Annotated in this window: 14 protein-coding genes and 1 other RNA gene; 4 read left to right on the plus strand and 11 right to left on the minus strand. The window is 53.4% G+C overall.

Annotated elements, in window-relative coordinates:
- Positions 1-2: 2 nt before the first annotated feature.
- Complete coding sequence (locus tag BFL40_RS19805; RefSeq protein WP_235864694.1) at positions 3-6,461, minus strand: PLP-dependent aminotransferase family protein; 6,459 nt, start codon at positions 6,459-6,461, stop codon at positions 3-5.
- Positions 6,462-6,750: 289 nt separating this feature from the next.
- On the opposite strand from BFL40_RS19805, the gene BFL40_RS19810 reads away from it, so the two are divergent.
- A complete protein-coding gene (locus tag BFL40_RS19810; protein WP_235864693.1) occupies positions 6,751-6,984 on the plus strand; it encodes a hypothetical protein in 234 nt (77 codons plus the stop codon).
- A gap of 662 nt (positions 6,985-7,646) precedes the next feature.
- On the opposite strand, the gene BFL40_RS19815 is transcribed toward BFL40_RS19810, so the two are convergent.
- Both BFL40_RS19815 and BFL40_RS19820 read right to left on the minus strand, forming a co-directional pair.
- Positions 7,647-8,024, minus strand: a complete 378-nt coding sequence (locus BFL40_RS19815; protein ID WP_218027741.1) for a hypothetical protein — start codon at positions 8,022-8,024, stop codon at positions 7,647-7,649.
- Between the two features lie 33 nt (positions 8,025-8,057).
- Positions 8,058-8,510, minus strand: coding sequence for a YfjT/YkfB family phage-associated protein (locus BFL40_RS19820; protein ID WP_071485533.1), 453 nt, complete (start codon positions 8,508-8,510; stop codon positions 8,058-8,060).
- Positions 8,511-8,646: 136 nt separating this feature from the next.
- Here BFL40_RS19820 and BFL40_RS19825 point away from each other — a divergent pair, with 136 nt between their 5' ends.
- The gene (locus BFL40_RS19825) at positions 8,647-8,991 is read left to right on the plus strand and encodes a helix-turn-helix domain-containing protein (RefSeq protein WP_071485534.1); all 345 of its coding nucleotides are present in this window, start codon (positions 8,647-8,649) and stop codon (positions 8,989-8,991) included.
- A gap of 366 nt (positions 8,992-9,357) precedes the next feature.
- On the opposite strand, the gene BFL40_RS19835 is transcribed toward BFL40_RS19825, so the two are convergent.
- The 3 genes from BFL40_RS19835 to BFL40_RS34360 all read right to left on the minus strand — a co-directional run bounded on the left by BFL40_RS19835 (position 9,358) and on the right by BFL40_RS34360 (position 11,127).
- Positions 9,358-9,546, minus strand: coding sequence for a hypothetical protein (locus BFL40_RS19835; protein ID WP_071485536.1), 189 nt, complete (start codon positions 9,544-9,546; stop codon positions 9,358-9,360).
- Positions 9,547-9,799: 253 nt separating this feature from the next.
- Positions 9,800-10,768 carry a DUF932 domain-containing protein gene (locus tag BFL40_RS19840; RefSeq protein ID WP_071485537.1) on the minus strand — a complete coding sequence of 323 codons (969 nt, stop codon included), beginning with the start codon at positions 10,766-10,768 and terminating at the stop codon, positions 9,800-9,802.
- Positions 10,769-10,854: 86 nt separating this feature from the next.
- Positions 10,855-11,127: a hypothetical protein gene (locus BFL40_RS34360; RefSeq protein ID WP_231982597.1), complete on the minus strand. Its 273-nt coding sequence runs from the start codon at positions 11,125-11,127 to the stop codon at positions 10,855-10,857.
- Positions 11,128-11,772: 645 nt separating this feature from the next.
- Here BFL40_RS34360 and BFL40_RS19850 point away from each other — a divergent pair.
- Positions 11,773-12,003 (plus strand): helix-turn-helix transcriptional regulator, encoded by a 231-nt coding sequence (locus tag BFL40_RS19850; RefSeq protein WP_071485539.1) that lies wholly within the window; start codon positions 11,773-11,775, stop codon positions 12,001-12,003.
- Positions 12,004-12,389: 386 nt separating this feature from the next.
- Positions 12,390-13,517: a YagK/YfjJ domain-containing protein gene (locus BFL40_RS19855; protein WP_071485540.1), complete on the plus strand. Its 1,128-nt coding sequence runs from the start codon at positions 12,390-12,392 to the stop codon at positions 13,515-13,517.
- A 24-nt stretch (positions 13,518-13,541) separates the two neighbouring features.
- Here BFL40_RS19855 and BFL40_RS19860 read toward each other — a convergent pair whose 3' ends face one another.
- From BFL40_RS19860 to BFL40_RS19880, 5 genes are all read right to left on the minus strand, one after another.
- Positions 13,542-14,261: a hypothetical protein gene (locus tag BFL40_RS19860; protein WP_071485541.1), complete on the minus strand. Its 720-nt coding sequence runs from the start codon at positions 14,259-14,261 to the stop codon at positions 13,542-13,544.
- A gap of 366 nt (positions 14,262-14,627) precedes the next feature.
- Positions 14,628-15,872 carry an integrase domain-containing protein gene (locus BFL40_RS19865; RefSeq protein WP_071485542.1) on the minus strand — a complete coding sequence of 415 codons (1,245 nt, stop codon included), beginning with the start codon at positions 15,870-15,872 and terminating at the stop codon, positions 14,628-14,630.
- 182 nt (positions 15,873-16,054) lie between these two features.
- Positions 16,055-16,451, minus strand: a transfer-messenger RNA (tmRNA) gene (gene ssrA, locus BFL40_RS19870).
- A 104-nt stretch (positions 16,452-16,555) separates the two neighbouring features.
- Entirely contained in the window at positions 16,556-16,834 is a 279-nt protein-coding gene (locus tag BFL40_RS19875; protein WP_071485543.1) for a PA2433 domain-containing protein, read from the minus strand.
- Between the two features lie 136 nt (positions 16,835-16,970).
- Complete coding sequence (locus tag BFL40_RS19880; RefSeq protein WP_071485544.1) at positions 16,971-19,781, minus strand: FAD-binding and (Fe-S)-binding domain-containing protein; 2,811 nt, start codon at positions 19,779-19,781, stop codon at positions 16,971-16,973.
- Between the last annotated feature and the right edge of the window lie 12 nt (positions 19,782-19,793).

The following is a 19,793-nucleotide window of genomic DNA, read 5'->3' on the forward strand; positions in this document are numbered from 1 at the left end:
GATCAGGCTTTAGCTTCTTGCACGGATTTGGCCAGCAGAGCAGCCTTGATACTTTCCGGCACCTTGTAAAAATTCTTCTTACTCTTCACTGGAGCGATCAGGCGCAGCCTAGACAGCCAGCGAAGCGCATTTTGTGGATTAACATCGGGGAAGACGTCCATGAGTTGAAGCGCAATATCGTCCTCATCGAATTTTTCTTCCTCGCATACCGCGCTCAAAACAGGCCGAGCCCAAGGAACAGCGCCAACGCCGGCCTTGATGAGAAATTCTTCCATACTTTTAGGCTTGGCTTGCAGCAGTGACTGATAACTTTGCCCGAAGGAGCTCACTCGCAACACATCAGGTTTTTTCTTTTTGGCTTCAAACAGCCTGTCCAGCGAGAAGTACCAACCCTGACTGAAGGCTTCAAGAGTCTTGACAGACGTTGAGGTGTTCTCAAGCTCAAGTTTGTTCAGAAGATGAGCGAGCGCTGTGTTCTTCCACACATCCAGCGCCACGAACGGCTGCATCGATTCACGTCCTGCGATCAGATCGGGATGACTTTCCCACTGCCAAAGAGCTTTTGGAGTCATGAGAAAGATGACTCGGACTCGGCAGCGCTTGGGGTTGATGTTGAGCCGGGCCTCGTGTGCTATGTCAAGCAGATCCAGCGTGTGGCTGATGGGTTGGTCACCTGTCAGCTCCACGAACAACATGATGTGTTTGGTAAGCGCCTGGACACCCAGAATCCCTTCGTTCAGTAACTTTTTGAAATCGCCCGCGGTCTCGATACCAGTGTCTTTTTTGTGGGCTGGAAGATAGCGCCCATACTGATTGTTATTGAGGACAGGTTCTTCTTCTCCGATCGCAGGAAGCGACTCCACCATCCACGTGGGATTCAAACCAAGTGCTTCTGACCCCGTGAGGACGCCCACTGAGTAATTGGACGATTTTGCTGCAACGGTACTTTCTTGGTTTTTCTCGCTTTTCTCTTCGCTAATTAGCAGCTTTTCATCCCGCAAAGTTAGAGGAGACGGGCGCAGGGCTTTTTCGGGATAAGCATGGGCGGAGAGTGGATCGTTTTCATTGATCGCGTCGATGGCTTCGAGGAGTTTGTCCTCTACTTGCTTCTGCGGGCCTCCTACCAAGTTCATGATGTTGGCGTTGCGCAGGGAATATTCTTTGCCGCCCTCGTTGCGGCGCATGCATTGCAGAACACCCAAACCACACAACTCATCGAGAAACGCTTCAAACAACGCGACAGTCATTGGTTCGAAAATTTCCGGAGCCCATTCTTCGACTATCGCCTTGGCTCGGCTCGGAGAGAAACTTCGCGTGCTTTGAGAGATCAAGCTGTAGGCAATCAGTTTGTATCGCAGGTCAAGGTTGAGAGTGATGTCAAAGCGATCACAGATCAGTTGGTTGATGTGGTGATCTCGGCGAATCTGTTCGATGTCATCCGTTGTGATAACAAGGCTGCCGATCTTGTTCTGATGGCGGGCGCTCAAAGTTTGAATGAGTTCATGGCAAACGATGTGAATCAGCCCTGGGTGGCGATTGGTTTCCACCAGGATGCGGTTCATTAGCAGCGGCGTTTCGAACTCATAACCCAGATGCCCCAATGGCTCACGAATCAGCTGAAGAGCTTCGGTCGGCGTCATGATCGACACCTGGATCGCGCTTCCGAGCTGGTGCAGCGGGTAATTGGGCGCATCAGCGAAGCGGCGTACGTTTTCTAGGCCTGCGATGATCACCTTAAAGTGGCCATTGCTGTTATTAACCAACCCACTCAGCTCGCGGAAAATCCGGAAGCCGTTGGCGGCGTCCAAGCCAAGAATCGGATCAATCTCATCGAGGCACACCATAAACGCATCCGGACTTTCCCGGCCGAAATACTCCTGCAAGGCTGCAACCTGCCCTGCGGTATCAAGCCCGTAAGTATCCTTGATCAGCTTGCTGGCTACCGCAGAGGAGTAAATGGTTTTCCATACCTTAGTCCGGTGTTTATCCAGCTCATTGCCGGACAAGTCGGCTCGGTCAAGGTTGCCATCCATCTGGTGGAGGAAGGCGTGGGATCGTTGCTCAGGATTGTGAAACCGACGCTGAGTTTCGTTGAGCAGCGTAGTCTTGCCCAGCTGCCTGCCGCCGAAGATCATAGCTGCGCCGTTGCGCATCGTGGTCAGCATTTTTATGTCATTTTCACGACCGTAACGCATCTCAGGTGGCGCCGGTTGCATCTGATTACCCGTGTACGGGTTGTAGTACGTCCAGGGTAGGCTCAGCTGCAAAAAGGTCTTCAGGCGAGAGGTGTCTTGGACGTTCAGACCGGCCAGAACAGCAAGCAAGACCGGGTCGGCGTGGAACAGCGTATGTCGCTCGCGTTTTGAGAGGCTTGCGAGGTCATTGCGCTCGTCGTTTGATAGGTCTCTGGCCGAAATCAGGATGGTTCGGTCATGCAAAAACTGCGTGTGCTCATTTAACAGCACACGTAGCTCGGCGACTGTCCATTCGCCAGTCGCGATCAGCACGTTGATCGCCTGCTCTTCAGATTTCTGGTTGAAAAAGACGATACCCCGGCCGGTCTCCTTTCGTCGTACAGACAAAGTGAGACGGCAAAACTTGTTATGCGCAGTGAACCCTGTCTTATGGGGCATTGTGCCGTCGAATGTTGGAGTAACCGCTTCCAGCCCTAACGCATGCAGCACATGTACAAGTTGTTCATATGTCAGCCTGTCCAGGGTTTTGAGTCGCCCACGCAAACCTATGAGGTCTTCGATTGCCCGCTTGAAATACGCCGGGAGGGGATCGAGTGATAATCCCTCGATCTGCTGCGCTGCCAGATATCGGGCTATCTCACGTGGGTTATGATTTTCGCTCAAGGCTGTAGACAGCTTCGGTTCTGCCCTCAGGAACAGTTGCAATAGCTCGGTACCGCGTTCCGGCTGGCCCGAGAGTGGATCACCAGTCTCAAGAGAATGCTTCAGGTGTCCCAACATTTCTTCAGCAACGGTGGTGTCATGAGTCGCGAGCGCACTGTTGATCTGTTCCACCCAGTTAGCCGGCACCCAATCGACGCCTCGCCCTACCAAGGCCTGGGTCATCAGCGCGTCTAGTGCCTCTTGCAGTTCTTCTCTTTTGGCCGAAAATTTAGTGACAATGCTTGATTCCAGATAGTCAAGGTTGCCATGGATCTCGCTGAGATCATCCAGAATGCGAAGGCCATTGAGCTGATCCTGGAGGTGCTCAACCTCCCCACGCAGCTGATAGTGGCGTTCATCATCAATGAGTGAAGCCACGTTCGCGTTATCCAGCAGTCCTTTCATCTTCACGCTTCGAAGATTGCATTGGTGCACCTCTTCGGAGAACAGGCGCTTGATCCCATCAAGCGTTTCACCAGCGGACTTACCAGTTTCGTCCTGATGGTGCAGCGTCAGAAGTTGTGCATGGCGGAAATTCTTGCGTGTCAGCGCCTGCTCCGCTAGAGACAGATCGTCCATGCCTTCCTCAAGCAGCGTACTCAATAGCTCTAGCTGCTGGTTGGCATCATGGGAGTTCTGGGTTGCCAGCCACTCGGTGGGCCACGCGAGCCAGCCGCTTACGCGAGCTGTTTCCCAGTTGAGGTCATCACGACTTTCAGCGGCTCTCGCGATATCGCGAAGGATCTTCTGAACAATCTTGAGTCCGGCTAGATGCTCAAGATCATCGGTGCGTTTCAGTCGCTCACTGACGTGGGTCAGGCCATTGGCGACCATTGTCAGGAGTCTGGGGGCGAACCTGTTAAGTTCGTCGTTGCGCTGGCCCTGCGGCGGATGACGCTCGATCCAGTCGTCAGCGATCTCAACTATCTCGTCGACCGTGCGCAGGAACCAGTTGCGAGCATTGCCTTCAATTTGCGGAGCGGCAGTACTCTCGTTCATGACTTTGAGAATTTCCGCGTGCATCAAGCGGTTTTGTTCCTCCTTGTCACGGTACTTTTCTGCGAAGGCGCGCACCTCAGCAAGTGCAGATGCGTCATCCTTGGCGATACTCTCGTACGCGAGGGCAAAGTCTTCGTGTTCGAGGCATTCCTTCATGGCTTTGCGGGCCGGAGCCCAGCCTGTCAGTTTGTTCTGTATACGGTCGTGCCACTCGACAACCCGCGCAGCCAGCTTGACACGCTGCGCTTTGTCGTTGCTGCTAGGCTGCGCCCTCAGGGTATCAATATCAAAGCGCAAATTATGACTGGAGAAGGCAACGACCTCTTCGATCAGGCGGACTATTGGGCCGTCGAAGTTGGTTGCCACCGCGGACAGCAGGCGCGGCGCATTCGTCATATGGCCGCAGAACAAGGCAGGCTGGAAGGCAGCCGCGAACACGAGATAGGGAACAACCCGTCCCCCGGGGCGCCGGTAGATCCAAGTCTCGATGATTTCTGCGGAAAGCTGACTCAAGTTTTGCTGCACTCGCGTAACGCTCGCGGCATCGCCACGCCAAACATGCGTTCCTTGATACGCTGCTTGAACCAAAGGTAAGGATAGGAGCTCCCCGATGAGCCTCATCCTTCCAGCAACCTCCAAGGTCTTGCTGGCCAGCGGCATATGCCCTTGTTTGATCCAGAGCAGTGCTATGTTTTCCACCGCAATGGCGGGAACTGCGTCCATAGTTTGGGTGCAGATATCAAAACGTTCCCGTGCCTCAGACGGGGTCTTGAGGAACTGAGAAACATTGATCCCTTCCTCTTCCAGCCCCTCTGCGATTACTTCCGTCGGCTCATCAGGCGGTAACAGGACGTCCACGATCTCAGTTTCTTGCACGAGCTGGATATGAGGCGCTGGCTCAACTTGGGCCTCGGGTTCAGGCTCCGGGATGTCGATAGTTGTGGCGAGGATCTGCTGTTCAGAGGCCTCAGCTTCGGCATCGTCTGCACGCACGGCTTCATCTTCAACCGGCTGTGGCTCTCCGACGATAAAGGCTAGTGTAGCTGGGTCAGTCGGCTCGTCGGCTACAAGGGCGCCATTACCAGCCTCGACTTCTATGATCCGGCCGGCCCATGCCACAAACGCGGCTTTCGCGCTTGGGTGGTAGCCTTCGGTGGCCAGTGCGATTTCGTTAATTTCAGGTAGAGAGTCCAGCGACAGGCCTGGCGGCAGTAAAAGGTTGTACCCTTCTTGCTCCGCGTCCTGATGCTGTCTATTACCTTTAACGCGTAATTCTTCCGCCTCAGTGATGCTATTGCGCAGGTCGTTTTTTTCGCGAAAGCTCGCCTTCAAAAGTTTTTCATTGAGCACCGCTAGGTCTGCACTGGCTGAGAGGCGAATGTCTTCTGCTGTTTTCAGCCGTGTCTGCAGCTCTTCAGAAACCGCCTGCCGCTCCTCGGTGACGTCAACGAGTAGCGTCTGAGGGACATCTTCCATCAGCCGCTTATTGAAGTAATCGAGCCACGCTGACCTGAAGACTGTAAGGAATTCTTCGTCGTCGAACTCAATCAAAGACAGGCGGCGGCCGATGCTTTCCAGTACACCGATGCATTCGCCCAATATTTTACGAATGGCCTCTTCACCTAGCGAGTACTCTTGCTTGAGACGCGGAAGATTCGCAGTGATGAGTGCTTCAATTTGCTCGGCGTAGTGAAGGTTGCTTGCGTCGGCCTGAGCCTTCTGGGCGATTCGGAAGAGTTCGCTGTAGAGATTAAAAAGGCTCAGGGGAGACGTATCTTCCGTGTTCGAGTCAGTCTTAGCTGGGGCAGGTTCTATCTTTTGCTCCTGAGATGCATCTGCCTCCTGCGCTTTTGCTGCCCGAGCATCCTTAAGCATCTCGGTGAAGTAGCCCATCAGCTCGGGTTGCTTAGTGAGAAAGAGTCCAAAAAGTTTGTAGCCAAACGGAGTCGCGCAAGCATGGGCGCCGTTTGCGAGAGCTTGTCTTGCGTCACTGTCCAATGCTTCCCATTGCTCCAGCCGATCCAGCAGCAGGCCAACCATCCCGGCAAGTTGAGGGTAATACCAGCGGCTTTTCATGAACTCTGCTGTTAGGGGAGAGGTTTTTTTGAGGCTCTGCATCCAGGTAAGCCTAGGCTCTGCCATCTCATCTAGCGCTTGGCGGTCTTCCTCGGAAAAGGCATCGAATCTCTGAGCTGCGGCCCCGGTGGGATCAAACCATGAGGCTTCTGTTTTACTCAGTACAACCATTTCCCAGCTGCGAAATGCTGGCGAGGCTTTCGATTTCTTCTTCATGACCTGTTGCGCTATGTGCAGGTCGTTAATCAAAAGAAGCATTCGACCTGTAGGGAGAGGCATATAGTCCATCAGGCGCTGCCCTTCCTTGTGTTTGGCAGCCTCTGCGCGTCGCATGGCGCGAGTCATCCCGATCATTCGGTCGAGCACGGACGGGTCACGCACGCCTGTTTCAGGATTCAGCATGGTTTGATCGGGGAAGCCAGGCCCATCAATCACAAACTGATCTATGAGGGAGTTGTCGATCTGAGCGTCGAAAATAGAGTTAGGCATCGGATATCCATATCGTAATAAGGGCTTAATCGTCTTTCCGAAGGCGCGTGAAACTGCGGCTTTAGAAGCGCATTGAAGGAAACTTGTAATGACTGGGCATGGCCGGAGTGGGACTCCTGGTTCTACATCGTATGGCGCAACGCTACTACATGCGAGATCGCCGAGCTAGCAGTGAGCCGGTTATTTCGTCGGCATATCCATCTCCAGTATCGAGTTGGATGCTGATCGAGATCGTAGGTTAGAGCAGGAGTACTGGGTTCAGGCGGATGCGGCTCGAAGTTGCAACTGCATGTCCATGGCGCAAGCGCTCGCAAGCGAGTTTGGGATATCGGTTGAAGACGGTGAGCTCTTAGCCGGATCAGAGATCACGGCCCACGAGTCGGATGATGGGTTTGTGTACAGCTACTGGATCAATTTTGAACCGGAAGCTCAGGGTGAGCTGAGGGCCGACCTGCTTGCGCGATTCGGCTCGCTGGAGTACGACCTTCACGCAAATTTCTTCGATGATGTTGAGCCAGCTTAAAAGCTAGCCATTCAAATCACCTAACCAATCCAGCGCCGCGTCTCAAAAGCCGCTGATCTAGCAACACTCTCGACGCGAGCGCCTGATAGTCACTCTCCGTCAAGATGAATGATGAATAGCTGAGTGAGGTTATGTCTGGCGAGCCCTGTCGCCGCTTACCGAAAACTGACCCACCAGCCTCTACTGGGTCAGTTTTCGGTAAGCGGCAACACGATCGATTCATAATTCTGCTCAGATCCAAGTTTTCAGGCGTCGGAGCGCAAATTCAGATGTTGCTTAGTGAAAAGACTTTCGCAAAGCTCAAAAAAAAACCTGAAGGGCTAACCCAGTTATAGGGGCGGCTCTTCAGGCGTTCTACTTATAAAATTGGTTCGTCTTGTCGTTATTCTGGCTGAAAATTTGACGATCATCCTTTCCGACAGGCGCTCCCGGCAATAATTACGTTCTGAAGTAAGTTGTCCGATCTACCTGAGCGAAGCTCCGCTGGAGAGTACTTCGCGTCCAGTTTCTGAAAGGCACGCTGGCACGTAGCTTTAGGTACTCCGCTCTGTACGCAACCAGAAAGGAACTCCCTCTGGTTTGCGAGCTTTCATCGGAGCAACCTACCAGTAGAAACAGCGGGGCGGTCAAACTGCATCTTGGGTGCAGGCTGACTCTGTGCATTAGCGCAGCACCATGGCGCAGCCGAAGAATACGCCCACACATAAGCCAAGTACTTGCGGGCCAACTGCCCAAAACACCTTGATCCAAATTAGGCTCAGGATGCCACCATTGGTGAAGACTGCATCTGGATGAGCGAATTTACGGATCGCATCACCGGCCATGGCACCCAGCCAGCCCAAAATCGCGCCGACCAGAACGGCCACGAATTTAGCAAACCAGCCTGCGCTCAAGACCATGGACGAGGTATTGAAGGTCACACTCACTATTGCCAACACCGCCGCTGCCACACCCCAGCCAATCATGGCTGGGCTGATGCTGCTTGCACTACGGTCTTCTTCGTTGACGCTGCTCTGTGGGTTTTCGCCTTGTTGAGACACGTGATTCTCCTTTTGTGATGATTGGCAGGTGAGTTACCAGGCAGCCAAGCAGCTGTTGTTTTCGTCGTTCAGAGCTGGCAATGCCGCCTTAAGGTTCTCAGTGGGTAGGTTGAAGACTTTGCCTTGAGCGCTGAACTGCAACCGATTGGCGTTGCGCAAGGCCCCCCAGAACTCATGAGTGAAGATGCTGCTGCAGGCACGACAGTCTGTGTAAAACGGGTTATGGAAGGTTTTTCCATCCACGATGAGGTCAAAACCTCGTCCGTCTTCTGAGCTATACCCCCGGCCACTTACGGTGGCGCTGGCTGAGACATAGCGGTCGTCATCACTGGGGCATGCAATCACTAATTCGTTGCCGTTACCGTCGTCGACGGCATATTCGGCGGTGCCCATCGCCCAGCCCGAGGTCCAAATATTGGTTCCGGCAGAAGCGGTATTTGCAGCCAGGCCGCTAAGCGCCACCATTAGTAGGGTTTTAGTATTCATGGGCATGTTCCTTCTCAAGGAGGCTAATGTGTAGTTTTAGGATGGGTAACAACCTTTAAGGGTGATTTTCAACTTTTGATGTTCTTCATGTCAATGAGGTGATGCCCAACCATCTAGGTTGAGATGGGAGGGCAAAATGGTTGAAATTGATCAGAAGCAATTGGCGGGCACAGTAGGGCGCGCCATATCTAAACAGCGGGTGCGTAGCGGACTAACCCAGGAGGCGGTTGCAGAACAGTTGGGGGTGGGGAACGAGGCGGTTTCTCGCATTGAGCGAGGGATCGTGATGCCAAATATCACTCGGCTTTTGGAGTTCGCCGACATTTTTGGCTGTGAGGCGGCTGACTTACTGAGTGAAGTGAGCCCACTGGTCGATGACCAGGCGAGTCGGATCAGTCATTTATTGGCATCTTTGAATCAGTCCGATAGACAATTGGTGGTCGAACTGGTCGAGCTTTTAGTTAATCGACTTAAAGCGTGATCATGGGTCGACGGAATCAAAGTGGGCGCCGCAGCGTAAGCAAAAATAGGTAAAGGAGCCGAATTGATATTTGTGCATGTCCTGAATAAACCTGTTACTGGCGCTAAACGCTGAGGTGGCGCTGGCCACCGCCGTCGTCATGTTCTGCAGAAACCACGCCATAGGCTCCACTGTGTGCATGCTCTTGGTGGAAGAGGTTGTTTGCCTTTCGCGAGCGAAGCTATTTAGCACAGTAAAGAACTGAGCGATCGCCTTGGCGCTGTCTTGGCTAAGGACAGCTGAAGACTCACATATGAAGCAGTGTGGGTTCATACGAGGCCTCTATCTGAATAAGTGAATGCAGTGCTGAGCATGTCGTTATGGGTATCAAACCGCCGTGCGGTAATGCGCGCGAATTTTTCTTAGAATGATGACCAACAGAACACAGCCCAACACGATGGCAAACAGTAGGGGTGGGAAGCGCAACATCAGGCAAATGGTCGTTACCACGATGCTGCTACCGGCAAGCAGGCAAATGAACGTGAACAACGTGAGGAAAAATCGAAGTACTCTCATAGACGTATTTCCTGTATTGGAACCTTTAAGTGGGAGTCACTGGGGGGGGGGATGTTTATTGGGTGGCGTCTAGAAAAACGGAGTTCGGCGAGTGACACGTGGACTTCTGCACCGAAAACAACATGGTCCAGAGTCCAGGTACCTACCAGGCTGCGAGCGTCTTTCCCATGTCAGGTTGTGGTAGGGCTAGCTGGTTTCCAGGTCTTGAGAGATGTCGTTTACATAGAGCTTGAATAGATGCATGCGCCAAGGCTCACGCCACGAGTTGCAGTGCAGCATTCAGGGCTTTCTGTTTGATCGCCGCACCTTGACCAAACCAGGCGGAATCCATTCGATACTCCGAGTTTCGGGCTCGACGCTCGTGATCCACGTACTCCGTTACCGCGTTCAGCAATCCCCAGGCGGTACCGCGTGCGGACAATAGATCCGCACCTCGACCTTTTCCTTCATACAGACTTTGCACTTTCTCCACCGCTCGCTTGTTGGGCAGCACTTCAGGTATTGGGTCATGGGCGCTGGTGTCACACAGTACGTCCATAAAGAAACCTAGGGCCTCTTTGGTCTGAACTCTGCGTTCGGCGAGGATGTGCATCCGATACATGAACTCGTCCCATTGCGAGACGGCGATACCCAGTTGCTTTTTGACAGTTCGAGGATCAAAGCGCGTGCTGTGCGGAACCTTGATGGCGTGAGTGGCGCCGTTGAGAGAAATGCTCAAGGTGTTGTTGCAAACCACCCGCACTGTGGTGGGAGTGGCGGTAGTCGCCAGTGTGCCGTCACAGGAGGTTGCTAGCAGCAGATAACCGCTGACCTGATCATTGCCCTTCAGTGTGGTCGCTTGCCCCGTTCTGGCAAGAGCCCAGAACTTGCGTCCACCTTTCAACACGCCGGCGGTTTCCAGCTCGTAGCCAGAGAACTCCGTCAGGTCTCGGTAGAACTCCAGCACTTGACGGGGTTGCACAACTTGATAGCGATTGGAGACCACTGACAACGGGGTTTTGGTGTCTGATCGATAAAGCACTTTTTGTTCCGGGAAGGTATGAATGCTGCCCAAGGGACCGGCAGCCTCGGCTTTGAAATGAACCGGGCTGTCTTGAATCTGCCAATTCATCCCCGCTTCGCGCTGCCAGACTTCTAATGGTTGTTTTTCGGTAAGGCGACTGCCCAAGCCGTGCCAAGGAGTAGCACCAACGTAAGCCATTTGTTCAATGAGGTGAGCCATGGGAAAGATTCCTTTGAGTGCAGGTCGGCATAAGTGCTGCACAGAGCACAGCACGATCCGGGTTTAATGTTGAGGAAAGAGGGGATTTAAGTAGGCAGGTTGAAGCGATGCCCGCAGACCAAGCAGTGGTTATTTGCCAATACATGGCGATCCAGTTTTTCGCCGAGCTGGGCGCCAATGGCACAACCACCTACACCGCCACCGAGTCCGCCAAGCAGGGCGCCCGAGACTGTACCGATGGTGATGCCGAGCGGTCCGGCAAGCGCGCCGACAGTGGCGCCTATTTGGCTACCCGTGAGTACGGTACTCGCTCCTCGCGCAGCACCGCCTACGGCACCAACACTGGCCCCGATCGTCATGGCTATTCTGAGGAAAGCAATCTCTTTGGAGTTACAGCGAGGGCACTGAAATGGCATGGTTTTGGATTCCACGGTGGATGTTCAGTGTCGTGATATAGGCTTAAAAACCGTTCTAATTTTCGGGGAAGAACAGGTGTGCACCTTGTGGCGGTGCCAAAAACCGGCAGTTTTCTGTAAATGCTATACGGAGTTAGTTCCTGCTGAAAACGACTCCAGTGCTCGATGTGCAGAGTTAGTTCTTTGCTCGCCTTTGCGGCGCTTTTTGACTGCATTTTCGGCTGGAGTGGTTTGCTGGGGAAAAACTACCCGGATGCGTTATGGCATACGCACTGGCCCACATTAAGTCTTCCATCTGAAAGATCAGAACAGCCCCATAAAGCTGAGCAGTGCCTGGATGCACGAGAAGCTGCTGAGTGTCCGGGGTAGCTCAAGGCATGTCAGGGCCCAGAGACCCACGGTAAAGGTGACCTATCGTCGTTGCAAGCAGCAGGCCGGTATACGACTTCTACAGCGAAGCACTTGCTCAGCTTGAATCAGAAAATCTATCCCGGGCTCAGGAAAAAAATACTCGTCGCTGCCGACCTTTTTGTTGGATTGAGAGAGATTTAAAGTTCGATCACTCCCAAGCCAACAGCGAGAAGGCAAGTGACAAATTCAACATCTGTTCCCTACCCGAGAATTTTACGTCTCAAGCAGTTGAGCGAACGCATAGGTCTAGGCCGGTCAACGATCTATGACCGCATGGACGCCCAGTCACCAAGGTACGACGCTACGTTTCCAAAACCGATCAAATTGGGGGCCTCGGCTATCGGCTGGATTGACTCCGAAATCACCACCTGGATTGAGCAGCGCATGTCTGCTAATGAGGCGCGCTGAGTATAGAACTGGAACGTTATCAGGTGGTTGGGCTGAAAAAGCCTTAGCTATTTTATGTTGAGATCTCGCACTAACTCTGTATATAGAATTCTTTCCTGTTTAGATTGAAAGGCCCGTTGTCGGTAGTGCTTTGGTTAGGGCTTTGTCGCGCTATTATTTCTGGTTTATATGTTATTAGTAAATAGTAGTGTATTGGTGGTGTTCTTAATGGTGCCGTTAATAAGTAGGTGTTGTCATTCTTAATGACAACCTATGACTGTTGATGTGCATGAGTATGTGAGTAGGAGGTATGTTTAGATAAACGAAGTGGATAGGGTTGATCAGTAACTGAGTAAGTCAGTAATTCCAATTGAGTGCCGAGTATGTGAAGAAATCAGGATGTGATTATGAGTATTGATATTGAGGAGCGCTATACGGCGCTCGTGAGTAAGATGGACGTACACATAAAAGGTGTCGGTCAGGTAGGAGCTGTAGACGCAGGATTGATCTGTACATTGAAAGACGCTTCTTTCTGTGTAGGAAGGCTAGTAAAGTCGCAAGGAGACGCATTCAGACTAACTGCAACAGATGAGTACGGTTACGCAGGTCTTGAAAGCTACCCTTCCGGTAAATTGTTGCTCAGGTTGGTAAGGCTACACATGCCGGACGATAACCGGTTCAACGCCCTTTATACGCTTGAGCCATATCTGGAGATGGCGATGGGTAAGGTTAAGGAGTTCGGTCTGTATCAGCTCTGCTCGTCCTGGAGGGCTACAGGGCCGGTGAGTGAAGTTGAAATGCTCATGAAGCATTTAAATGAGTGCGTGAATCAGATTCGTGAGAGTGTCAAGACCAAAGCTTTCCAGGCACGGCTCAACAGCTATCAGCGGTCGAGCAACAAAAACTACAAGGAGCTCACCGGGTACGTTGATGCTTTATTTGAGCGCTACTCCAGGCTGCTGGTGCTGAGGGTTGATCTTTCCTACTCGAAAGAGAACTCCAAAACTACGCAGGCAGTTGCTAAGCAAGATCGAGAGCGTCTGTTCGGAAACGCGAGGTCGAACAAATTGTTTGCCGACATGGTGGGCCACATCTGGAAGCTGGAGCACGGGCCGGAGAAGGGCTTCCATTACCACATGATGTTTTTCTTTGATGGATCCAAGGTTCGAGAAGACGTGACCCTGGCTAGGCGGGTGGGTGAGTATTGGGCGGATGTAGTCACGAAAGGGCGTGGTCTGTATTTCAACTGCAATGCGAACAAGCACGCCTACAAGACCTGTGGGGTCGGGATGATCGACCATACTCAGTCCGCGTTACGTGAGGCTTTGCGAGGCGCGGTGATCTACCTCACGAAAACGGACCTTTACATGAAGCTGCAAACTCAAGGCCGGGGTATGGGCAAAGGGTTAAGCCCTGCCCCCAAAGGCGTCCGTGGTAGGCCAAGGGCTGTTTCGTTGTCAAGGGAGTGCCATGGTCTAGGGGCATCACCGCAGAGGCCTCTTAGAGGCGGTGAAGGCAGTCTGGTCGATGAATAAAATTCAATGCCGCTAATCTAGACTTTATCGCGCTTTAGCATGCTTGGTTTTTTCCCAAGCCTGATTAACGAGTACATCTTCACGTAGCCACGCGGTCAGCCATTTCTCAATATTTGAAATCTTTAGAGCAGGAATGTTATTTTTTTCAATAAATTCGGCCAAAGGATCTTCAAGGTGGTAAACGGCTTTAATCTTTGTTGGCCACCCATCCGCAGGTTGTCGCTCCACCAGTAGTCTTGCTGCCTCGGTTTTTACCAGAAGGATAGATTTGTTTCGTGCTTGAGCATTTCTACTGTTCTGGCTCGAACGATTATCTGCTTCGATTGCATTTTGGAAGGCTGCAGATTTTTCTATGATCTCGCCGACCATTACACTGGCATAGTTGGTGAAAGCCCATGCCCGATCACGATTTTTTTGTGCCTCAGCGGTGCTCCCCAGCTCAAGGTAAAGGCACGCATATCTCACTTGATGCAACAGTGTGTTGAATTCTTCATCCTGCTGTATGTGTTGTTCTTCCCAGCAAGTTTCTAATTCAGCTTGTAGTGCAGGGTGGCCTGTGACTGCGCGGATGCTCTCAAGCAATTGAGTATAGTCGTCGAGATTAAGTAGGGAGTCGAAAAAGTGATGACCAATTAAGTCATGATTTCTAGCTATAGCTTCATCAATTGTAGTGTTGCCTATGCGTTCATTCATGTTTGTTGTAACTTCTTGCGGTGCAAATAGCGGCTGGGCTCGTTTAATCATTATTTATTCCTTGTTGTTGATCATTAATACAGTTTCGCGCTTCATTAGCTGGCGTTGTGATGACGAGTAATATGCTGCTGCTTTTGCACGCGTGTAGTGGGAGGATAACTCAAACTCTAGATTTGTAGGCTTTTTGCAGTGTTGGTAAATTTGCTCCAGTCGGCCACCAAGGCGTGCCGCTTACCGAGAAAGTCTGAGCGGGAGTAAGCTCCTTCGGTCTGGTCGCTTTTATCATGCGCCATAGCCATCTCACATACCTTACGTGGGAAATGAGTACATTCCCCAGCCTGGTCTCGAGAGGACGATCGGGCACCGCGCCTCGTGATTCACACGTAAGTCATATCATGCAAAATCGTGTGTATTACACTAGTGGGCTACTTTCCGGCTGTCATTGGTTGCGGACATAGAAAGGTTCCCGGTAGCCGCTTCCTGTATATGCTCGCTCCACCATTTCATCATTGGCCTTCGGCGCTCTATATAATCTGCCCGATTATAGGCGCTGCGCACCTCGTCCTTGTCCACGTGAGCCAGGGCAACCTCGATTAGTTCAGGATCCCAGCCGTGTTCGTTGAGGATGGTACTGGCCATTGAGCGCATGCCGTGGCTAACCAAGCGGCCTTCGAAACCCATGCGTTTCAGAGCCATATTGGCTGTTTGACTGTTGCAATGAGTACGGGGATTACGATCAGCCGGGAAGACATACTCGCGGTGCCCGCTAAGGGGCTTTATAGCTTCCAAGAGTCCCAAAGCTTGTTCCGTGAGTGGAATGATGTGAGTCCGGCGCTTTTTCATCCGCTCAGGCGGTATCGTCCAAATTTTCTTGCCGATGTCGATATCTGCCCATCGTGCGGTGGCTGCTTCTGCGGGGCGAGTCATGGTGTGAAGTTGCCACTCAATCAAGCAGCGTGTGGTCCTTTTGATACTTGCGTTTGCCACCGTCACCATTAGTTCATTGAGTTCGTCTGGCGCAAGCGCTGCCATGTTCGTCTTCTTGGGTTTCTTGAAGACAGAGCGAATTCCGCTCAATGGATTTGAGTGAATCAAGCCGGAATTCACGCCATAAGTCATGATCTCGTTAAGACGCTGGCTCAGTCGCTTCACGGTCTCAAGACTGCCTTTTGTCTCAAGCGGTCTGAGCAATTTGATAACCGCCGGGGCAGTGATCGCTGAGATTGGGGTAGCGGCCAAGTCGGGAAAAACGTGCAGCGTGAGAGAGCGCCAGATGTCTTCAGCATAAGCAGTAGTAACTGAGTCTTTCTTGAGCTCGAACCAAGCGGTGGCTACGTTTTTAAAGGTATGTTCCGTAGTCGCTCTTAACGTTTGCCGATCCTCGTCACGCTTCGCTTTTGGATCAAGCCCCTGCGCCACCAGCTCCCTGGCCTCTACCGTCCGTTTCCTGGCTTGAGCCAAACTCACCTCCGGAAACGTACCAAGGCCCATATTGATCCGCTTTTTGGTGACTGGGTGAATGTAGTTAAAATTCCAGAGCTTTGAGCCATTAGCCCTCACTCTCATCTGGAGGCCGTCGCCATCAGTGAGGATGTAGTCTTTTTCCTTTGGTTTTGCTGCTTTGACTTTGACGTCTGAAAGCCGAGTGGCTTGGGCACCCATGAGAATCTCCGGTACTGCGTGTATTCCAAAAAATAGCAGTCGTGGGCTTGGAATACCACGTGGAATACACGAATTGTAGGATGTGCTCAGATACCATCGGACCCCGCCGGACGTGAAACCCGCGTATTTGCTGGATTTCAGGCACAAAAAAAGACGCCCTTGGACGTCTTTAGATGTTGAAGTGGTGGAGCCGGGGGGATTTGAACCCCCGTCCGCCAGTACTCCGCTGTCGGTACTACATGCGTAGCCGTTTCTATTAAGTTAACCCTCAGCGACCCGAAGGGCAGGGTGCTTTGGGCGAGTTGTGTAAGTTTTAGCCGCTTCGTCCACAACGTACTGCACGGCGATTCTGTTCTATATGACAATCACTTTGGGTTTACAGACATCCCCTGGTGATTGCTGGACCCGAAGGTACCAGAAGCTCAGGGCTAAGGCTGCTTACGCAGCGAGAGCGAATTCCTGGCCGTAGTTTTCGTCATTGGCAACTATAAGAAGTTGCAACAGTGGATTTACGAGTTCTGTTACCAACTCGGCATGCACCTAAAGTTTCGCGACCGGCGTCGAATCCTAAACGGCCCCGTGCTTGTAACTCGTTGTTTCATAGTGAGTGACAAGCCTTTGCAGTGTACGCCATACGGTCACAGAAGGCCAACCCGAAGGTTGGCCGTGAGCGGATGAGGCGCCTATTGGCCGCCTTTATCGCTGTTCTGCAAGTCTTGAATGGCTTTGGAGGTGATCTCGATGCACTTCTTGTCATCGCCGGCCGCGTGAGCGGCCTTGGCCTGGGAGACGGCGGTGTCTATTTCGCCGCTTTTGCCACTGGTGTTGGTGGCGAGCAGGGCTTTGCCGTTGTTGATTCTGTCCAGGTTGATCTTGCAGAGGTCCGGGTCGCCGGCAGCAAAAACGGGAGAGGCCAGCATCGCAGCGGTAATGAACAAGCCAGCAAGAGCGGAACGCTTCATAGGGTATCTCCTTGCGAAAAAGGGCTCGACGCTGCTGGCTTTCAAGGCCTGCCAGCGACATCACTGATGGGCCTCGTTCGCAGAGGCCTATGCAGATGACTACGCCGGTGCGCAGGGGTTCGTTTTTCGCAGGTTTTTAATGTGCGCGGGCCTGTGTTACCCGGTCCACCAAGTACACCAATCCATGGTAGTCGATGCCTCCATGCTGGCTCAGGCCGATCTCGCAAGTACGGCTGGTGGAGATGCCTTCGCTGCAATATTGCACGGCGTCTTTGAGGGATCGCAGTGAGTGGGCGTTCAGTTCCGGCGTGGTGAAGCCTTTGTCACCGGCAAAGCCACAGCAGTGAATACCTTCCGGGATCACCACGGTTTTTGAGCAGCGCCGTGCCAGATCAATCAACGCCTGGCTTTCGCCCAAGTGCTGGGTGCTACAGGTGACGTGTACGGCGATGGGCGCTTCCTGGGGGGTGAAGTCGAGGCGGTCCATCAGGTGGGTGCGGATAAATCGCACCGGGTCGTAGAGGTCAAGGCGCGTTTCGCCGAGGTCTTGCACCAACCGAAGGGTGCAGGGGCTGGTGTCGCAATAGATCGGGTCGAGGCCGCCGCGGCTAGCGTGAAGCAGGGCGCCGATCAATTCCTGGCGCTTGTGTTCGGCCTGCTCGACGTAGCCTTTTGAGGCGAAAGGCTGGCCGCAACACAGGCTGTCCAGGTTGTCTGGAAGCACGACTTGATAACCCGCTTTTTCCAGCAGGCCACGGGTTTTGTCGTATAGCGACATCTGCTCTTGATCACCCGCCGCTGGGCCCATGGCGCGCGAGACGCAGGCAGCCAGGTAGACCACGCGCGGTCGCTCGTCTGTAACAGCCGGGCTAAAACGAATGGCTTTTTCCGGCTGCGGCATGGCGTTGGTCCATTGCGGGATTTGGCCCTTGGACAGCTGGGTGACTTTTGCCGAGAGCTTCGCAAGTCGCGGCGCGCCCAGCAGCATGCGTGCGCCGTTGGCGATGTGTAGGGTGAAGCGGGCACCTTGCAGCGCCGCGGCGAAGTGGGTGGCCAGCCATTCGGCAGTTTTCGTACGGTCTGCGTCGCGTGCGCGCAGCTTTTTCACCAGGTCGCCGGTATTGATGCCTACAGGGCAGCGTTGGGCGCATAGCCCGGTGGCGGCGCAGGTGTCGATGCCTTGATAGTGGTAGGCCGCTTCCAGTTCAGTTGTGTCGATGCCGGCGCGTTTCTTTGCCTGAATATCGCGCCAGATCACAATGCGTTGGCGTGGGCTCAGCGTCAGGCCTTTCGAGGGGCACACCGGCTCGCAGAAACCGCATTCGATGCACTTATCCACAAGCTCGTCGGCAGCGGGCAGGGGCTTAAGGTGCTTGAGATGGATTTGCGGGTCTTCGCTGAGCACTACGTCGGGATTGAGGATGCCGTTCGGGTCGAGTAGACGCTTGAGCTGCCACATCAACTGATAGGCATCGGTGCCCCATTCCAGCTCGACAAATGGCGCCATATTACGGCCGGTGCCGTGCTCGGCTTTCAGCGAGCCGCCGAATTCCACCGCCACCAACTGCGCCACGTCGTCCATGAATGCTTGATAGCGTACGACTTCTTCGCGGCTATTGAAGCCCTGGGTGAACACAAAGTGCAGATTGCCTTCCAGGGCATGCCCGAAAAGGATCGCCTCGTCGTAGTGATGTTTGTCGAACAGCTCAATCAAGCGGTTTACGCCGATGGCCAGTTGTTCGACTGGGAAGGTCACGTCTTCGATGATCACCGTGGTGCCGGTTTTGCGCACGGCGCCGACGGCAGGAAAGGTGTCTTTACGGATTGCCCAGAGGCGGGCGTTTTCCACCGGGTCTTCAGTGAAGTCGACCTGTTTTTCCACAGGGAAAGGCGCGAGGGACGCCATGATCAGCGTCAGCTGTTCATGCAGCAGTGAAGATGATGCCGCGCGGGATTCGATCAACAGAGCGCAGGCATTTTCCGATAGGTGCTGTACGAAAGCAGGCATGCCGGGTTTGTTCTGTACCGAGCGCATGCTACGCCGATCCAACAACTCAACGGCCGAGACCGGTTGGGTTTTCAGGACCGTTACCGCGTTGCAGCAGGTCTCGACATCCGGGAACACAATCAGCGCCGACGCTTTGTTCGGGTGGTCAATCACCGTGTTGTAAGTCACTGCGCTGATAAAGCCGAGGGTACCTTCGGAGCCCACCAATAGATGACTGAGGATATCCAGTGGCTCGTCGAAATCCACCAAGGCATTGAGTGACAGGCCGGTGGTATTTTTCAGACGGTATTTATGGCGAATTTTTGCCGCCAATTCAGCGTTTGCCCGCGTCTCGTGGCCCAGTGTCGCCAGGCGTTCTAGCAGTGTTCCTTGCTGTTCACGAAATGCAGCGACGCTGGCCGCATCTTCAGTATCCAGGCGGCTGCCGTCGGCCAGTACCAGGCGGATGCCTGCCAGTGTGTGGTAGGTGTTCTGCGCGGTGCCACAGCACATACCGCTGGCGTTGTTAGCGACGATGCCGCCAATTTTGCAGGCATTGATCGACGCAGGGTCTGGTCCGATTTTGCGCCCGAACGGTGCAAGCCATGCATTGGCCTGAGCACCGATCACGCCGGGTTGCAGGCGGATCTGCCTGCCTTGTCCACGAATCTCGCGGCCGTTCCAATTGTCGCCCAGCACGATGAGTACCGAGTCGCTGATGGCCTGTCCGGACAAGCTGGTACCCGCCGCACGGAAGGTCACGGGCACGCGGTCACGCTGGGCCAGTTGCAGCAGCGCGACGACTTCGTCTTCCGACTCTACGCGGATCACCAGCTGTGGGATCAGTCGGTAAAAGCTGGCGTCGGTGCCGAAGGCGAGAGTGGAAAGTGGATCGTCGAAACGACGATCTTTTGGGATCAGTCGTGCGACGTCGCTCAGAAAAGCAGCAGGCAGGCTCATCGGTCCTCCAGA

It is taken from the genome of Pseudomonas costantinii, from assembly GCF_001870435.1.
Classification (GTDB): Bacteria; Pseudomonadota; Gammaproteobacteria; order Pseudomonadales; family Pseudomonadaceae; genus Aquipseudomonas; species Aquipseudomonas costantinii.